Annotated in this window: 17 protein-coding genes; 12 read left to right on the top strand and 5 right to left on the bottom strand. The window is 42.2% G+C overall.

Annotated features, from left to right (window positions below; genetic code table 11):
* The first annotated feature begins 6 nt into the window (after positions 1 to 6).
* The 5 genes from K0I73_RS17070 to K0I73_RS17090 all read left to right on the top strand — a co-directional run bounded on the left by K0I73_RS17070 (position 7) and on the right by K0I73_RS17090 (position 7,601).
* Entirely contained in the window at positions 7 to 1,719 is a 1,713-nt protein-coding gene (locus tag K0I73_RS17070) for a dynamin family protein (protein WP_220062220.1), read from the top strand.
* Positions 1,716 to 3,365 carry a dynamin family protein gene (locus K0I73_RS17075; RefSeq protein WP_220062221.1) on the top strand — a complete coding sequence of 550 codons (1,650 nt, stop codon included), beginning with the start codon at positions 1,716 to 1,718 and terminating at the stop codon, positions 3,363 to 3,365. The genes K0I73_RS17070 and K0I73_RS17075 overlap by 4 nt, the downstream gene beginning before the upstream one ends.
* Before the next feature lie 71 nt (positions 3,366 to 3,436).
* The gene (locus tag K0I73_RS17080) at positions 3,437 to 4,675 is read left to right on the top strand and encodes a TerB family tellurite resistance protein (RefSeq protein WP_220062222.1); all 1,239 of its coding nucleotides are present in this window, start codon (positions 3,437 to 3,439) and stop codon (positions 4,673 to 4,675) included.
* 23 nt (positions 4,676 to 4,698) lie between these two features.
* Positions 4,699 to 6,945 (top strand): dynamin family protein, encoded by a 2,247-nt coding sequence (locus tag K0I73_RS17085; RefSeq protein ID WP_220062223.1) that lies wholly within the window; start codon positions 4,699 to 4,701, stop codon positions 6,943 to 6,945.
* Positions 6,942 to 7,601, top strand: coding sequence for a HEPN domain-containing protein (locus tag K0I73_RS17090; RefSeq protein WP_220062224.1), 660 nt, complete (start codon positions 6,942 to 6,944; stop codon positions 7,599 to 7,601). The genes K0I73_RS17085 and K0I73_RS17090 overlap by 4 nt, the downstream gene beginning before the upstream one ends.
* Before the next feature lie 92 nt (positions 7,602 to 7,693).
* On the opposite strand, the gene K0I73_RS17095 is transcribed toward K0I73_RS17090, so the two are convergent.
* Positions 7,694 to 7,906 (bottom strand): helix-turn-helix transcriptional regulator, encoded by a 213-nt coding sequence (locus tag K0I73_RS17095; protein WP_220062225.1) that lies wholly within the window; start codon positions 7,904 to 7,906, stop codon positions 7,694 to 7,696.
* 146 nt (positions 7,907 to 8,052) lie between these two features.
* Here K0I73_RS17095 and radC point away from each other — a divergent pair, with 146 nt between their 5' ends.
* The 6 genes from radC (at position 8,053) to K0I73_RS17125 (ending at position 10,873) form a co-directional block, all read left to right on the top strand.
* Positions 8,053 to 8,529 carry a RadC family protein gene (radC, locus tag K0I73_RS17100; protein WP_220062226.1) on the top strand — a complete coding sequence of 159 codons (477 nt, stop codon included), beginning with the start codon at positions 8,053 to 8,055 and terminating at the stop codon, positions 8,527 to 8,529.
* Between the two features lie 56 nt (positions 8,530 to 8,585).
* Positions 8,586 to 8,948, top strand: a complete 363-nt coding sequence (locus K0I73_RS17105; RefSeq protein ID WP_220062227.1) for a hypothetical protein — start codon at positions 8,586 to 8,588, stop codon at positions 8,946 to 8,948.
* 117 nt (positions 8,949 to 9,065) lie between these two features.
* Positions 9,066 to 9,407, top strand: a complete 342-nt coding sequence (locus K0I73_RS17110; protein ID WP_220062228.1) for a type IV toxin-antitoxin system YeeU family antitoxin — start codon at positions 9,066 to 9,068, stop codon at positions 9,405 to 9,407.
* 155 nt (positions 9,408 to 9,562) lie between these two features.
* Positions 9,563 to 9,976, top strand: coding sequence for a DUF2787 domain-containing protein (locus K0I73_RS17115; RefSeq protein ID WP_220062229.1), 414 nt, complete (start codon positions 9,563 to 9,565; stop codon positions 9,974 to 9,976).
* Between the two features lie 121 nt (positions 9,977 to 10,097).
* On the top strand, positions 10,098 to 10,658 hold the full coding sequence (locus K0I73_RS17120) for a tyrosine-type recombinase/integrase (RefSeq protein ID WP_220062230.1): 561 nt from the start codon (positions 10,098 to 10,100) through the stop codon (positions 10,656 to 10,658).
* Positions 10,655 to 10,873, top strand: a complete 219-nt coding sequence (locus K0I73_RS17125) for a helix-turn-helix transcriptional regulator (protein WP_220062231.1) — start codon at positions 10,655 to 10,657, stop codon at positions 10,871 to 10,873. Before K0I73_RS17120 ends, K0I73_RS17125 begins: the two co-directional genes overlap by 4 nt.
* Before the next feature lie 211 nt (positions 10,874 to 11,084).
* Here the strand turns inward: K0I73_RS17125 and K0I73_RS17130 are convergent, their stop codons facing one another.
* The gene (locus tag K0I73_RS17130) at positions 11,085 to 11,759 is read right to left on the bottom strand and encodes an inovirus Gp2 family protein (RefSeq protein WP_220062232.1); all 675 of its coding nucleotides are present in this window, start codon (positions 11,757 to 11,759) and stop codon (positions 11,085 to 11,087) included.
* A 477-nt stretch (positions 11,760 to 12,236) separates the two neighbouring features.
* On the opposite strand from K0I73_RS17130, the gene K0I73_RS17135 reads away from it, so the two are divergent.
* Entirely contained in the window at positions 12,237 to 13,175 is a 939-nt protein-coding gene (locus K0I73_RS17135; RefSeq protein ID WP_220062233.1) for a hypothetical protein, read from the top strand.
* A 166-nt stretch (positions 13,176 to 13,341) separates the two neighbouring features.
* On the opposite strand, the gene K0I73_RS17140 is transcribed toward K0I73_RS17135, so the two are convergent.
* The 3 genes from K0I73_RS17140 to K0I73_RS17150 all read right to left on the bottom strand — a co-directional run bounded on the left by K0I73_RS17140 (position 13,342) and on the right by K0I73_RS17150 (position 16,803).
* Positions 13,342 to 14,628: an acetyl-CoA hydrolase/transferase family protein gene (locus K0I73_RS17140; protein WP_220062234.1), complete on the bottom strand. Its 1,287-nt coding sequence runs from the start codon at positions 14,626 to 14,628 to the stop codon at positions 13,342 to 13,344.
* Between the two features lie 185 nt (positions 14,629 to 14,813).
* The gene (locus tag K0I73_RS17145) at positions 14,814 to 15,875 is read right to left on the bottom strand and encodes a phosphotransferase enzyme family protein (RefSeq protein ID WP_220062235.1); all 1,062 of its coding nucleotides are present in this window, start codon (positions 15,873 to 15,875) and stop codon (positions 14,814 to 14,816) included.
* A complete protein-coding gene (locus tag K0I73_RS17150) occupies positions 15,868 to 16,803 on the bottom strand; it encodes an NTP transferase domain-containing protein (RefSeq protein WP_220062236.1) in 936 nt (311 codons plus the stop codon). The genes K0I73_RS17145 and K0I73_RS17150 overlap by 8 nt, the downstream gene beginning before the upstream one ends.
* Between the last annotated feature and the right edge of the window lie 39 nt (positions 16,804 to 16,842).

The raw sequence follows: 16,842 nt of genomic DNA on the forward strand, positions 1-16,842 counted from the left end.
AGCAATATGAATGAAAGTGCAATTGCCTCATCGAGTCCCTCCGATTCGAACTCCCAGCAGCAACTGATCCAACTCCTTAAACGCTTGCAAATCTCACAGCAGGAACTGCAACTGAGCACGCCGCTGGCAGAAAATCTTCATTTTCTTGAAAACAGAATTACGAAATTTAAAGTAACGGTACCTTTGATTGGTAAGTTTTCCTCTGGCAAGAGCTCACTCCTCAACGCATACCTAGGTAAGGATTATTTAAGATATGACATTACGCCAGAAACCGCATTTGCAACGGAGTTAACCTATGCGGAACAGGAACAAGCCATAATTTATCGAACTGATGGCTCAGAACAAATACTAACGCTGGAAGCATTCAAACAGTTAGACGATCCAGATACAGTGCTATATAGCCAACTTAAGATAAATAATCAGACCCTAAAACAACATACCAATCTAGTTCTAGTCGACATGCCAGGATTCGATGCTCAGAACCAAGCCCATCAGAACGCCATTATTCGCTATCTAGAAAAAGGTGACCTCTTTATTAATCTGCTGCCATCTAATGTGCCCTTCGATGGATCTATCATGCAGCAATTAGCTGAAATTCATTATGGTTATGACAAACCTATTACTTGTCTAATCTCCAAAGCGGGAAGATGCACTCAATGTGAATTAACCGCTAAAAGAGAAGAAGTTAGCCAGTTACTAGCGTTACACCTGGAGCAAGACTCTGAAATAGGTTTCGTTGAGAGCATGGGCCCAGAGCAAGACTTGCAAAGCTTCTGCGAAGCACTTGAATTAGCAGAGCGTAGTTTTGACAGTCTACTGTTGCAGCGTTATTCCAACTCAATAAATGATACTATCCTACAAACCAGTACAGAGATTTCAGCCTTACTCAATTTTGCGGCTACCGACTATGCTGAGTTAGAACAAAAAATTCACCGCACATCTCTTGAGTTCGAACAAGCCCAAGAGTCCCTAGATAAACACCTCAACCACCTTCAGCATAACCTACTTGGTAATGGAATAACCCAGTTACGCCAACAGTGCCACAGCGCCCTCTCCAGAGGAAGCGAACAACTAATTCTGGCAGCAAAAAGCAACTCTCTCTCGCAGGCAATAAACAGTATTCTTAGGCCTACCGTTCAAAATGGACTGCAGCAGCTTGTACAGCAGGAAATGAGCCGCCTCCAAACCAATCTGGGGGCTCTCAGCTCAGGAGAATATGCTGAGCTAGATATCTCCCTACAGCTGCCAGAGGCACAAAAGGAGGGGCTACTGAGTGGGCTAGTTGATATCACTATCACACTGAGTACCTTACTGCTTAAAGGGAAATTGTTCTTTCTTGCCCCGATTGTTAGCATAATCGCCAAGGCTCTGGGCAGCGAAATGCAGGAACAAGAACGAGAACAACAGATCCGCGATCAAATTAACAGTCAGGTGATCCCTCAAGCTGTAGCAAGTGTTGAGATACAGGTCTGCGGCCAACTTAAACAGATTGTCACAGAGCTCAGCGACGCTTGCCAACTCTCCTTTGCAGATAAAAAAACTGATTTTGAAACCTGTATATCCCAAATGAAACAAGAATTGGCAGAGTCACAAGATCAACATCAGCAATTAACAGATAAGTACAAAGCCCACTATCGACAGGTTGAACAAGAAATAAAGTTATGCGAGTTGTTATCAATGATACAAGCCACCAACGAGCAACCTGAGGCCGTACTATGAGTGATACAGATTTAGATTTTGATACTTTAATGAACGGCCACCAGCAAACTAAATCGACGGTTCCACAAAAATATGCTCCGGTATCCCAAGGGCAAAATCCCTATCTACATAATCCGCAACAGGGTTTGGAGTTGGTGTCTCAGCTCGTTGCAGATGGCAATAAGCAGGCTTCTTATCATCAGCTTTTACAATCCTTCGACGCATTGATAGAACAGGAGTTTTCAACGCACTCTGAACATGACAACAACAGTGCAGCCACGCAAACTTATCGACAACTCCGACAGCTTAAATCCCGATTAGATGAAGTTGTCGCCTTTCCAGGTATTGAACGAGGTTATACGGTTGCTGTTGGTGGTGCGTTCAGCGCAGGAAAATCCCGTTTTTTAAATTCCTTGCTCGGCTATCATTCACTACTGCCAACAGATACAACACCAACAACCTCTATCCCAACCTATATTTCCCAAGGTAGTGAAGACCGAATCGATGCGCTCAACGTCTATGGTGGCAAAACTCAAATAGATGAGGATGCACTCAAGGCAATCTGTCATGCATTTCATCAACGCTTTAATGTCTCTTTCGGCCATTTTTTGCAGCTAATTTCAGTTGAACGTTCCAATTTTCATTATGAGAATATCAACTTCCTCGATACGCCAGGTTACAGTAAAGCCGATACCCTCAGTCAACAAAGAACAAACTCAGATGAAACGATCGCTCGACAGCAACTCAGTAATGTTGATTACCTTATTTGGCTGGTGGATCAGCAAAATGGCACAGTTCCCCAACCTGACATCGAGTTTATTCAGAGCTTGAACCTTGAACAACCTATCTTATTTGTCATTACCAAAGCGGATCATAAGCCAGCCGCGCAAATACAACAGATCATTGATACCGCACGAAATGATTTACTCGCAGCAGAAATACCAATCTATGATGTTATTGGTTACTCATCACAAACCGGAACAGAATTGTCCAACTCTGGTAATGTGCTGACTGACATGCTCGAATCCATCAATCAGGGTATGCAGGCTTCCACTCTGCTTTGGCAGAATCGCGAGATATTCCGACACTATCAGCGCCACTATGAAACGAATAAAGAAACGCTAAAACTAAGCCTTAAAACGCTAAACGAGCTGCAGTTTGATGAATCCATCTCTTCTGATAATCGCAAACACCTCAGTGATATGCACACTAAAACACGTACACAGTTAAAAATGCTTAGCCACCAGCAAGCCAGCGCAGAGACGATGCTCCAACGAGCCGATGAACTAATAGAAGTGTTATGTGAGCAACTACAATTGCCGCTTTGCTCACAACCCAACCGCATTCAACTAAAAGCCATGAGTAAGCAACAAGCCCACAAACAAACTAAGAACTATCATTTTGAAGCCTTGCTAAAAGGCTCACTAAACCACCTGTCCCACTCAGGGGAGTTAACCTCTCTGCCAGGTTCAGTCATCAAAGTGACCTCGAATGGCATCAGTATAGACATCAAGCAGCCATTGGAGATTTTTGTACCACGCTATGAGCTTGAAAAGCAGCTCAATACTGAAGAGTGGCACAGGCTGTTTTATGCTGGCTGTCTAGTGGAAGTGCAAATCATCAGCGACAAGCTTGCGTTAATTAGTCCTCATCAAGTAGCCAATTAACAGTGACTTATTGAAACGTTCAGACAATAAAACCAAATAGACCAAAAACCATTACATAGTAAGGATACCCAATGGATTTAGATATTTTTGACATCATTGAAGACGCCACCCGCGAGAACAACAGCTTTGAAAACCATCCAATCAATGAATATTCATTAGAAGAACAGTTGCTCTATCTGCAAGGCCTGGCCTTAGTGATGAACGCCGACAACGACATCCACGAAGATGAAAAAGAATATCTGCGGATCTTGATCAAATCTTTTGATATGGACCAATCTAGTCTTGAAGCCTTAGTTGAATTTGCAATAAGTCCCGATAAAGATACCGTCCAAGCATTTTTCAAGACCTTTCGCCGCAAGCCCATAGCCCAACTGTTCTTGTTCGATGCACTAATGATGACCCGCCGTGACAATCAAGTGCACGACAAAGAAACGCGGGTTGTTGATAAAATAGCGGAACAATTAGAAATCCTAAAAGGAACTCAAAGAGATATCTATGATCTGTTTTGCCACATTAAAAACAAAGACTGGAATGAAAGCGCCCTTTACTTCAGCTCTCAGCTATTAAATCCAGAGCATTTTAAGCATCTGCTCAACTATTTCGAAGTGGACTTTGAAGAATTAATGACGCGAACAACCTCATTAAGAGAAGCAAGGCTTCGAGAAGTTATTGCATCAAAGCTGAATTTAGCGAAATGGGACTGGATCCCTCTTAAATATACCACCGATGGATTGTTACCCGAAGCTACCGAGATCACAGCAGATCTTGTCAACCTGAAAGACATAATCACTAACTCAGACATCATCTTGCCCTATTTACAGTCAAAACTTGATAGAGGAGAACTCAGCGTTTCTGCCGAGTCCAACTTATTTACCAACCAAAATAATCAAGAGCAAAAGATTGGGCCATGCAGCCACTTAGGAGTGACGTATGATCATGAATCACGTTCCTTTGCTCTCAACCCTTCTAAAAACGAGGCGGAGCATCTTGAGCAATTGAGTAGCGTCATCGCCATTTTAGCTAATGGCCATCCAGAAATTATAGACGTAAATCAATTCAACCAAGTACTCGAGTTCATTACTGGAATAAAAGATGTCCAAATTGCTTATTCAAAAAGATATAGCTCGGGGGACTCAGACTGTTGCTTCCCGCAAACTAAAGATAATTCGTATCTAAACGAAGAAGTGCTCTATTCATACTCTGGTGCCTTAATCATAAGTGATGGCAATGAATACGCAAGGTATCTAACGCCATGCGATCTGACTTATAACCAGCTACTTTTTAGTGGCCAATTTCGTTTAATACGCTAAACCTAAAACTCAAGGAAGAGCATATGACAGCTTCATCGGCTAACATTAAAAAACAATGTCACAAACTAACAGAACTGCACCATCATTATCAGGACTATCAATCCATTATCAATCCTCTGCTATTGAACGAAATTGCTCGGTTGGCAGATGAATTCAGACTCGATGCAGAGAATGCCAAAAATGAAAACCGTTTGTTACGTATCGGCATCATAGGTCAAATTAAGCGCGGAAAGTCATCATTTTTAAACAGCTTATTGTTTGATGGCCAAGAGATTCTCCCCAAGGCTGCAACTCCGATGACAGCAGCACTGACCCGAATTAGATATGCAGATTTACCGTCTGCTGACATTGAGTTCTATAGCTTGGATGAATGGAACCAGGTCGAACAAACCGTTAGCCGAATGTCACGCATTGAGCAAGAATACCAACAGGAGCTACAAGCATTTCGTAATGCAAAAAAATCGGGCCAATTCAGTACCTCCATCCCTTTAGCACCGCAATTTAATGCAGAAGAAAAAGCCTGCCAAGAGCTGGTAAAAATGGTTCGAACTAGTGGTTTGAATGTCACGGATTATCTTGGGACGATTCAACAACTCGATAAATTTAAAAGCCATACAGAATTGGTCAACCAACTGAACGATTATGTCGGTTCTTCAGGACACTTCACCCCCATTGTAAAGAGCACTGGACTAAAGCTGAATATTCCAGCCTTGAAAAACATAGAGGTTGTGGACACACCAGGAATGAACGACCCTATCGTTTCCCGCAGCCGTCGAACTCAAGAGTTTATAGGGCAATGTGATGTCGTGTTCTTCCTTAGTTACTGTGGGCAATTTCTCGATCTACCCGATATGCAGTTACTGGCGCAAAATATCCCCAACAAAGGCATCGAAGATATTGTGCTTATTGGCTCGCTGTTTGACAGCGCGTTAATTGATGAAGGCCATAACTACAAGGATATCGCCACAGCCCTACACTCATTGACTCACAAGTTAGGCGATCAAGCTAAAAGTAATGTATTACGGCTGGGACAATCAAATAGCAAAGAGTTGTCAAACAACTCCCGACAAAGAGGGATACTTGCAAGCCTTAATCGAGCACTACCTCCAATCTTTATTTCGTCTCGCTGTCTTGATTTGGCACAAAAAGAACGAGCACTTTCGGAAGAGGAAACCCACAGCTTAGCTCAACTGAATGGCCTGTTTGAAGGCTTTGCTTTTACGCCACAAATACTCGAGAAATTAGCTAATTTTGGCAAAGTGGAACAACGCCTCAACGAAGTAAAAGAGAAAAAACAACAAATTTTAGCAGGACGTTTCAACAATCTCTTAATAGGAAGTCAAAGGGAAGTACTTCAAAAGCTTGAGCAAATCCGCGGTGAAGCCCTAAGCCAACAAAAAGCGTTATTGGAAGGTGATGTCGAAACGCTTAGTGCTTCTCAAAAAGCAATAAGCCAACGTATCGAAGCAGGCAAAGCGCGGGTTAATTCTGTATTTAGTCACTGCAGTATCCAAGCAGAGAAAGCGTTAAACAGACATAATACCGAATTGCAACAACTCGCATTGGAAACGAAACGCATTCAATCCCATTCGGGATCAAGACAGGAAAGTTATCAGGTTTCCAGTTCAGTTAGTGCCTCATCTTGGTATAACCCTTTTTCTTGGGGTAGCACTCGAACCGTATACTCTACCCATTACCGGACCATCGACTTCAACTATGCCAACGTCCATGAAGCAATCGATCTTTTAGAAGATTTCGTGCTTACAGCAAACCGCAGGTTAATGGATGCCTGTGAACAGGCGATCAATATCAGCAAGTTTCGCAATGACATCAAAACAGCCATTAAAGACATGTTCGACTTTTCCGACACTACGTTCGATGCAGAACTAATACTCTCGCCACTAAACAACGCAGTGGAGCGCTTAACCATCCCCAAAGTATCATTGGATCTTGATGCTCATATCGATACGATTCGCCAGCAATTTACCTCACACCAAGTGGAAAATGACGAAATAACGACACTGCGGAATGAGCAAGCTCGTGTAGTCTCAATTCTTATTACAGAGATAAATAAGGAGATCGGTATTTTGACAGATAGCATGCTTTCTAGCTTGGCGGCCCAAGAACAGAGTTTTATACCTACATTGACCAAAGGTTTGGAAAGCAAGGTCGCACAATTGAAAACCGATTTACAAAATAAAGAGCAGGCCCTAGAGACCTATTCTGAGTTGATTCAGCAACTTAACCAAGACATTGCGGAGCTATCATGACTAACCTATCTTTCGATACCTTAAAGCAACGTCAGCGAGCCGAGCGCAGTGAATACCCTGAAGCGCTGGGCTTGAGGGTACACAGAGCTTTGAGTTGGCTAAAAAAAGCTGAAACGTGTGATGATAATGATAGCCGCTTTATCTTCCTATGGATTGCTTTTAACTCTGCTTATGCCTGTGATATTCCAGTACAACATCGCCCCTTTGAGCAACAAATGTTTGGTGATTTCATTGCTCGATTGTGCAAAAGTGACACCCATGAGCACCTTGCCAAACTAGTGTGGAACAGCTTTACAGGCCCTATCCGTGTTTTACTGGATAATCCGTTTGTATTTCAGCCCTACTGGGACCACCTGAACGGAAAGATTAGCGAAGATGAATGGAAACAAAGTTTCTTAACCGCTAAACAATCTGCGACCAAAGCGCTCAGTCGAAACGACACAGAGAAATTACTTTCTATTGTGTTGTCTCGTGTCTATACGCTGAGAAATCAATTACTGCATGGAGGAGCAACTTGGAACAGTGAAGTCAATCGTCAACAAATTCGCGACTGCACTCGTCTAATGGAGGCATTGGTACCAAGCATTATCTCCATCATGATGGATACCGCGCAGTCCCATTGGGGAGACCCTTATTATCCGGTGATAAAAGAATAAGTAACCATGACATTGCGGAAGAGGGCTTGGTCTGTAAAATCACACTGAGGCAAGCCCTTTACTTTTGAAACCATAAACATAGTTATTCTAAGTCACATTCCAGCTTTTAAAACCGCCTGAGAACAGTCATCCCTTTCTGTAATCCTTTCTAAAATCCAATCTTGCACTTCGCTTTCAACCCAAGCAACAGCCCTTGCGCCAAGACTTACTGGTTTTGGAAAGGTCTCATCTGCAATGTAGTTATAAATAGTTGAGCGCCCTAGTCCAGTGCAATCCATCACTTCTTTCAGTTTAATTAGTCTCATTGTGAATACCTCATGTTTGATTCACAACATGAGTTGAGCTAGTAAAAATTTACGGTTGTCATCACCTAGATAAAATACGAAACCAATAAGTTTCAGGTATATATCACCACTGTGCATAAGCAAATAACTGATTAAAGGAGGCTTATATGCACAACAAATTTATCAATCAAACAACGTCACATTGGCCCACGACAGCCCTTCAAGTACTTGAGAGCGCTGCGAGTATCATTGCAGAAAAACTGAACCATCAGGATGTGTTCACTAACCCTCAGAGCACAAAGGACTTCCTTACTTACAAGTTAGGTGGTTATGAGCGAGAGGTATTTGGGGTGATGATGCTCAACAGTCAACATCAGCTCATCGAGTTTCGTGAATTGTTCTTTGGCACTATTGACGCTGCCAGTGTTTATCCGAGAGAAGTAGTGAAAGCTGTACTTGAAGTAAATGCCGCTGCAGTCATCTTTTCCCACAATCACCCTTCAGGTGAATCTGAACCATCTCAAGCAGATAAGCTCATAACAAAGAAGTTAATTGATGCTTTGGGATTAATAGATGTCAGGGTCTTAGACCACATTGTAGTGGGTAAATCGCCAGTATCTTTCGCTGAACGAGGCTTAATATAGCCTCGGCCTCAATACCACTAACTGACATTTTAGACTTGGATATTAAGGAGTTCATCATGATTGAATTTACTGACAGCTTTTCTCAAGCTTGTGTGGCTGAAGCCTGTGCCGCTTTCCCTGACTTAAGAAAGCGTTTAATGGTTGAACTGATTTTACCGATGTTTGCAAGGCCGCTTGATCCTGCTGGTAATCAGGCTGGAAAGCCTATTGTTAAACCCAACTCTTATTTGCAAAAAACGGTGTTGTTTGTTGCAGCTAGAGATTTAATTGACCACTTACCCAAAGAGATTGGTTTTTGCCGCTTTACTTGTCACTGTAATGAACACGGTCAGCCGACTGACGTGTGGCAACGTACCATCAATGGGATCTATTACAACCACGGTGATAATCAACAACCTAACTGGTGTGTTCACACCTAGACTGTAAATCTTTTTCAACATACAGCCACATCATTTCACGATTTATATCAATCGCTTCAGACAAGTCCACCAGCAGCATCACACGGACTTAAATCTCAATTTCAAGGACTTACTATTATGACAATGGTACAAGCTTCTACGCCTCATCAGTGGGGCTTACAACGCAGCATTACACCACGCTTTGGTGCAAGGTTAATATTACAAGGTAGTCGTTTAGATTTTCTATGGGACCGTTCTGGGTTCATAGGTAATTTTAGCGAAGTACAAGAACAACGGCTCAACGATGCATTCCCTGAATTTATCAAGCAACTTGAAAACCAGGTATCTGTTGGGAAACTCGATGCTCGTCAGCAACGCTGCGTAAATTTACAGCATGCAGGCTTCATCTGTGAAGCCGACACCTTAGGCAGTCATGGATACCTGTATATCGCAATTTACCCCATCCCCCCCCAAAGATAAGCTTGCTAGCTTCAACAATTAGTTACACCGCTTGAACATCGATATCACTCGCAAATCATCTCGTCACTAATACAGCATAACGCCCCTCCTCCAGACCATGCCATGCATGTGTCAGAGGGAGAGTGACGGTAATTTTTACTAAAAGGAAACACGCTATGACAATTCAATTTAACAAGAACGAAAGGCCAGTAGTACCCGCACGCCTTTATGGTGTTCTAGCCAAAGAGCTTAAAAATACTAACCCAAGTAATGCTAATGCAATTACGTTGAATTTTAGAGATCCAGATTACAGTGCCGAAACGGGTGGCTATCACCCTGTAGAAGTTAGATTAGAAAAGCAGAATAAAATCTGGCGCATGGTCTACATGACCGATTTTGCCTTTCAAGGTCAACCCTATCCAGAGTTAGCTAAAGAGATTGATATCTGCTTTAACTCTCATCAGGTTTATAGCGCGCTCAGTGGTTGGCTCAATCCACATCACGGTAAAGAGCTGCTGGACTTATTCATTAAAAACTTTATCAGTTATTACGCCATGGATGCCTATCAAGTCGAAGTATCACTGGATTAGTCATCTTGCTAATCCAAGTTCCCATATTGGTAAAACGGGAACAAGCAAACCCTTACCCCATGGGCCTTTGCGAAACCAAAGTGCCCAAAACATCGATATAGCAGAAAAAAGGAACTTGCCCATGCCTGAGGTTCAAGCAGTTAAAGATCATGATACGGTTAAACTCATTAGCTTCTTGCTTGAGAAACAGTTTAGCCAACAACTTGCTGATGTGTGGAATATCGGCCTAAACCTAGCGTTACGCATCTCTGACCTACTTTCAATTAAGTTTGATGACATTCAAGACGACAGGTTAATCATCCGTGAGTCCAAAACAGGTAAACTCGCTAACATTAAACTCAACTCGACAACCCTTGAGCGTATAACACGTATTCGCCAAGAACATCCTAACCATATCTATCTTTTTCAATCCTACCGTAATCAACGCGCTAAAACCGTAAAACCAGCACCGTTATCTCGACGCTACGTTTGCAGGGCATTAAATACTGTAGGTGAAGAAATAAAACTAGCCCTAGGTACACACTCCATGAGAAAGACCAGGGGCTATCATCTCTACCAAAACACTAAAGATATCGGTCGTGTAATGAAGATGCTCAGGCACAGCTCTGAGGGCGTCACATTGCGATACATCGGCATTGAGCAGGATGATGTCGACCAAGACTTTCAGGAGCTTGAATTATGAAGACTCTACAACCTACATCTGAACACTTTCAGCTGCTAAAGATAAGGCAAGTCATGAAGGTGACTTGCCTGGCTCGCTCAACCGTATACAAGTACTGTGCAGATAACAACTTTCCCAAACCGATTCAACTTGGCAAAAGGAATGCTGCATGGGTAGAGAGTGAAGTAAAAGAGTGGATTGAGCAGAAGATGCTTCAACGAGCACAGCCTCGTTGATCATCCACACTAAGAAGTGGAACTACCTCCATTTCTTTTTTGGTCATATATCGCCCTGTCACTCACGGACCTCTAGCTATTTTATTTGATGATGAATATTGGCTTTATCAGAAGTAATACAACAAGACTAGTAAGCTTGGAACCTTTAAAATGCGAGTTAGTACCCTAAAGGCCTTCAGGTATATATTATCTTCTAAAAACGATTTTCAGCTTATTTGCGACTACAGCCAAATGAATGAGTACGATCACCATAATGCTTGGTATCGACTTTAGCCAAGTAGCTAAGCCTCTTGAATACAGATTGATAATCCTGATGGAAAGTAACAGCATTCATATCTAAAGTGTAATACGGTGTATCTTTCGGGAAGTGAACAAGTGGTGCAGCTTGAAATGCTTCTCTACGTAGCGCGCTAGCCCAAGCCTTAATGATTTTAGTACTGAGATTATTACCAAGCTGATTATAATCCCCTAGATTAAAGTACCTATCCCGATTAAAGAATAATGCTACATGATAATGATCCTGTAGAGCATCATTCCTTTCTTTGACCCATACGTACCTGACAATACATGGATGCACCCGAATACCTTGCTGCATCTTCATCAATAAGTCTGCTTCAACTTGCGCTTTAAGCGAAGCCATAAAACGTGAGATAACGTTAGTATCAAACTCCATTGGATAATCAGCACAATCAGGTCTTGCTGGTAAATGTAGATCAACTCTAACCACAAATGTTCGCCTATGATCTTCTAGCGAGTACCCAATAACACGTTGAATCGAGCACAAGTGGTTTTGAATCAACTGATAGTTATTATTAACTGCTATGCCATTAAAAACACTGCCACTAAGTAAAACCAAGTTCTTGTTATCACGATGTCTAAAAGCCATTCTTACTCTCCTATGATTAAGTTCATAAGAGATGTCTAATTACTATTTTTTTATCGTGTTCTCATGTTACCTAAAGCCATCACTTTAAGGGTGATGGCTAGTTATTCAACACTACTAGCATTGTCATTAGTCTTCGACATGACAATAAAAAGCTGCTTGAACAGTATTAACAAACAGACATTAAATTTTTTAAAAATATCAGCCAAGAAGTGTGCATAACTATTTTTATACGTGAAAAATCACACTGTAGATAGCAGCCTTTACTCTGAAAATATATTATCTAAGGCTATTTTAGATAGTAAACCAACATATAGCGTTGTACTCAAACGTATTTGAGATACGTTTTTTCAACGAAAAACCTACGATTTCAACCCGAAAATTCCTCACAAAGCCTACATAAAATCACTGTGTAATGATGTTCTAGATTGCATATTAATGCTAATGTGTACTTACTGACTAAATTGAGGTGTGAGCGAAATGGCATTTTCTTGTGCAAAAAGTAACTTGAGTGTTATTAATGATTTTTTTGACACAGTTATAAATGATGAAAGAAAAGCAATATGGGTTTCGGTAAGACTTAAAACAACATTCCAAGATTTCTACCTCCCTACACCTCAATGTTACGAATCAGCAATGATCACGATTAATTACCATAAGAAATATCTGATTGATTCTATTAAATACCCACGCGTAATGAACAACTACATATCTATTATCGATGATTTTAATTATCGATTTTTCGTTACAGATTTTGACTGGATTGATGAAAGAACGCCGAGGATGTGCTTTTGGGTATGGACGCATTTTCAAGTCATGTTTGAAAAGTATGAATGGAAGGAATTAAGAACAACTTATACAAAAATTATGGAATATAGACCATCCAACCATTCAGACTGTAAAAGGTCATTTATATTGGCAATTGATTCATTATATATTCAACATTTAAGCACAAAAACAATAATTGAAAACATGAAAGACACGTGGAGCTTCAAAATATTACCCAATAATGATTACAAATGGATCAATAAAGATAACCACAGTCAATGCTCTTATATTTGGAATTATTTAGAAAATCAAGGTCTACAACAACCTTATTACCGGCCATTAACCACTATAGATATCTACAACTCTATTGTTGCTACCTTCGATAGCTGGATAATATTTGATGATTTAGCAATGAACATTGAGGTTAATGTAGGTAACACGAAAAAGAAATTAAATAGAGAACAGGTTTTATCTTTAATCTATAAAGCTTGGAAACAAAAAATATATAGAGAAAAACAAACCAACGACAAAAAAACCATTAAGTTAAAATCAAAAATTTTTAACTCAATAAAAAAAGAAGCTGAAACTAAAAATACAACTGTTGAATCTTACATAAACAATTTATTTGAAAACAACTTTAGTGGTGGGTAATGCGGTGGGTACAACCACAAAAAACCGCACGCAAACCACCTAATACATTAATTTTAATAGAAAATAAAAACGCAAAACACATTCAGATCCAGAACGTCGAGTAACCCTCTACTCTTAGAAAAAAAGCCTCATATTGAGGCTTTTTTCGTTTTAAGATGCAGTAAAGCTACACCGTGAGTCCCCACATATCGAAGGTTTCTTGGCAAAGCTGCTCTCTGAAATCAGGATGAGCGATGTCAATTAACGCGCGGGCTCGTTCTCGCAGTGATTTACCGCGCAAGTTGGCGATGCCATATTCGGTAACGATGTAATGTACGTGGGCTCTAGTGGTGACCACTCCGGCACCGGGTGACAGCACTGTTGTAATACGCGAGACACTTCCGCGCGCGGCGGTACTTGGCAGTGCGATCACCGAGCGGCCACCTTCTGAAAGGCCTGCACCACGAATAAAGTCCATTTGACCACCGACGCCAGAATAGATGCGCGTACCGAGCGAGTCGGCACAGATCTGCCCAGAGATGTCCACTTGCAGCGCCGAGTTTATAGCCATCACATTGGGATTCTTTCGGATAATAGAGGTGTCATTGACCTGCTCAATATCCATAAAGATCACCGATGGGTTGTCGTCCACGTAGTCATAAAGGCGCTGACTTCCTAACGCGAACCCAGTGACCAACTTGCCTGGATGTACTTTCTTGCGGCTATTGTTGATCACCCCGAGTTCGACCAGATTCAACACTCCATCGGAAAACAGCTCAGTATGGATACCAAGATCTTTATGCTCAGTTAGGCACGAAAGAACCGCATCAGGGATCGCACCAATGCCCATCTGTAAGCAGTCGCCATCACGGACTAACTTAGCCACATTTTGGCCTATCGCCAGACTGGTGACATCGCTCGCGGCGAGTGGATGTTGTGGCAAAGGCATACTCTGCTCATAAACCGCTGCAAACTTATTGTAATGAATAAAACCATCACCATGGGTGCGCGGCATCATAGGGTTGATGTGAGCGATGATCTTTTTCGCCATCTGGCACGCGGCTAAGGTCGCCTCAACCGAGATCCCTAATGAACAAATACCATGCTTGTCTGGTGGTGAGACTTGGACTATCGCGGTATCGATTGGTTGCTCGCCAGACCGAAACAGCTTTGGCACCTCAGATAGGAATATTGGCACGTAGTCCGCATCGCCCTGTTGCAGTAATAATCGCGTTGGTAAGCCACCGAAGAAACAGCGGTGACGAATGTGACCTTTCAAGCGTGGATCGCTAAGCGACTCGGCACATTCTGTATGCAGTTGCAACAAGGTTAAGTCTTGAATCGTTAACGCATGCTGGGCTAACGCATCGAGCAACAGCTTAGGCGTCGCGCCCATGGAGTGAGTCCATAAGGTCTCGCCACTTTCAATTAACGATACGGCTTCTAAAGCACTATTACAGATAATGGGTGCCATCAAAGGTTATCCAATGTAATGAATCTGTAAGCAGTGTAAGGGCTATTGCAAAGCTTTAATAGTAATAGCTATGCTGAGTTTGATCTCACGCAAAGAGTTAATGTCACAGCAGTAAAGATTAGATTGAAACAGGCAAGCGTAGATAAGATGAACGAGGAGGTAAATTCCTCCTCAGATAGTAACACCTACAAATATTTTTTAAGGTTATCTTGTTGGTTCAATAGGCTTTGATATAAGGTAAACTGATTAGCCGCTCGTTGTAGATTATGATTTTCATGATGCACATGGAAATAGACATCACCGTTAAGATGGTCAGTCAAAAAGCGTACACCAATCATTAGGCAGATCACTCGTGCGCCAAGCCAAAGACTTTGCTTCTCATCATGGGTTAATACATCACCTAGTTCACCTAAGTAACCACGGCAAATCGCAGCAAATATCGACTCGCGAACTTCAACCTTCTCGAGATTAGTGGAATCTTCCTCTTCTGGCGAGGTAAAGGTGCGCACCATGTCGCCGAAATCATACATCAGATGCCCTTTCATACAGGTATCTAAATCGATAATAGCCAGACTCGCCATATCACGCTTATCATAAAGCATATTATTGATTTTAGTGTCATTATGGCAAATTCGTAGTGGTAACTTTGTGGCGATTTGTTCAAGCTCTAGAAGCAAACTATCCTGCATTAGGGCAAAGTCTACCCACTTTTTGCAATCAGATAAGCGACCTACGGCATCTTGGGAAGCGGCAGCTTTTAGCTGTTCGATACGTCCAGGAAGATAGTGGAACTGTGGAATAACATCCTCTAAATCTGTGGCATCTAAATCACTTAATGCACAGGAGAAATGACCAAAAGCCTTCGCTGCGGATTCAGCCTCATACTCACTGGTCACCACTTCGATGCTGTGACTGTGAGGCAGATAGTTGATGGCTCGCCAATAGCCCTGCTCGGCCAAATCCAGTGAAAGCGCATTATCTAAAGTAGAGATAGGCTCGACGACACTAAGTTGATATTCCCCTTGAGCCACTTTCTTGTGCAGATGCTGGGCAATTTTTTCGGCGTTATTAACTAACGCATTGGGTATCTTAAATACCTCTGTATTAATACGCTGTAATACCAGCTCACCGCTTTGCCAACGCACTAAAAAGGTATCATTAATATGACCATTCCCAAGGGGAGTCACTTTAGCAGAATTTGCGATGCCAAAGCGTGGCAACACCTGTTGCCGAATAATCTCAATCACCCAATAACTCCATTAATTTTTGTTTTACCCACACGGTGTCTTGTGGATAGGTCACACCTAACCATGATTCGTTCGTGGCGTTGACATAAACAGCCTTACTCATACCCGCTTTGGTTGTCGCTAGGTGATTATCATCTGCAGATGGTAAACAGCTTTGCACTACCGCAGGTAAATAGCATTCACTGCTAGGCAGTTGACCGCTTACCTTAACAAATTTGGTTAACGCCTGCCCAAGTACTGTAAAAATATCTTGCGTAAACCCCCAGCAGGTCATAGAAACTAAACTGACTGGATCCAGCGTCGCCTTTCCAGTGTCATTATGGCCAACCACTTTTTCGCCTTGCCATGCAATATCGAGCCATTCTGCAACTGAAGTTAAATAATGTCCGTTGGTCTGACATATGCCACGGTTAACACCGCCATGATCAGACAAGGTTTCAGCCAAACAATAAGCCACCATCTGCCATCTGTCACTATCATGCCTAAAACCATCGGCCAACAACTGAAATGCCATGTCACCATAGTAATCGTCGGCATTAATCACAGCCATAGGGCCATCGACTAGATCCCTTGCTGCCCACAAGGCATGGGCGGTTCCCCAAGGCTTAGTGCGATAACTGGCATCACCAACTAAGGCTAAACATTCAAGGGGCAGATCTAGCTTTTGTTGCACACAGAAGCTCAGCTTAAACTCTTTTGGTAAGTGCTTGAGCAAGTGATTTAAGGGTTCAATCAGCTCTGCTCTTGTCACGATCACCGCAGCGGAAAATCCAGCTTTTATCGCACTTGCCAAAGAGAGTTCGAGCATAGTTTCGCCGCAAGGCCCAAGCCGAGCCAACTGTTTATCGCCGCCATAACGACTACCGAGGCCAGCCGCCATAATCACTAAGGTGAGTGATGGAACTTCTAAAGAGAGCACTAAAGACATAGTTACAACCAAACTAACTCACGGAACACCCCATGATTA

Origin of the sequence: Shewanella mesophila (genome assembly GCF_019457515.1) — a bacterium.
Classification (GTDB): Bacteria; Pseudomonadota; Gammaproteobacteria; order Enterobacterales; family Shewanellaceae; genus Shewanella; species Shewanella mesophila.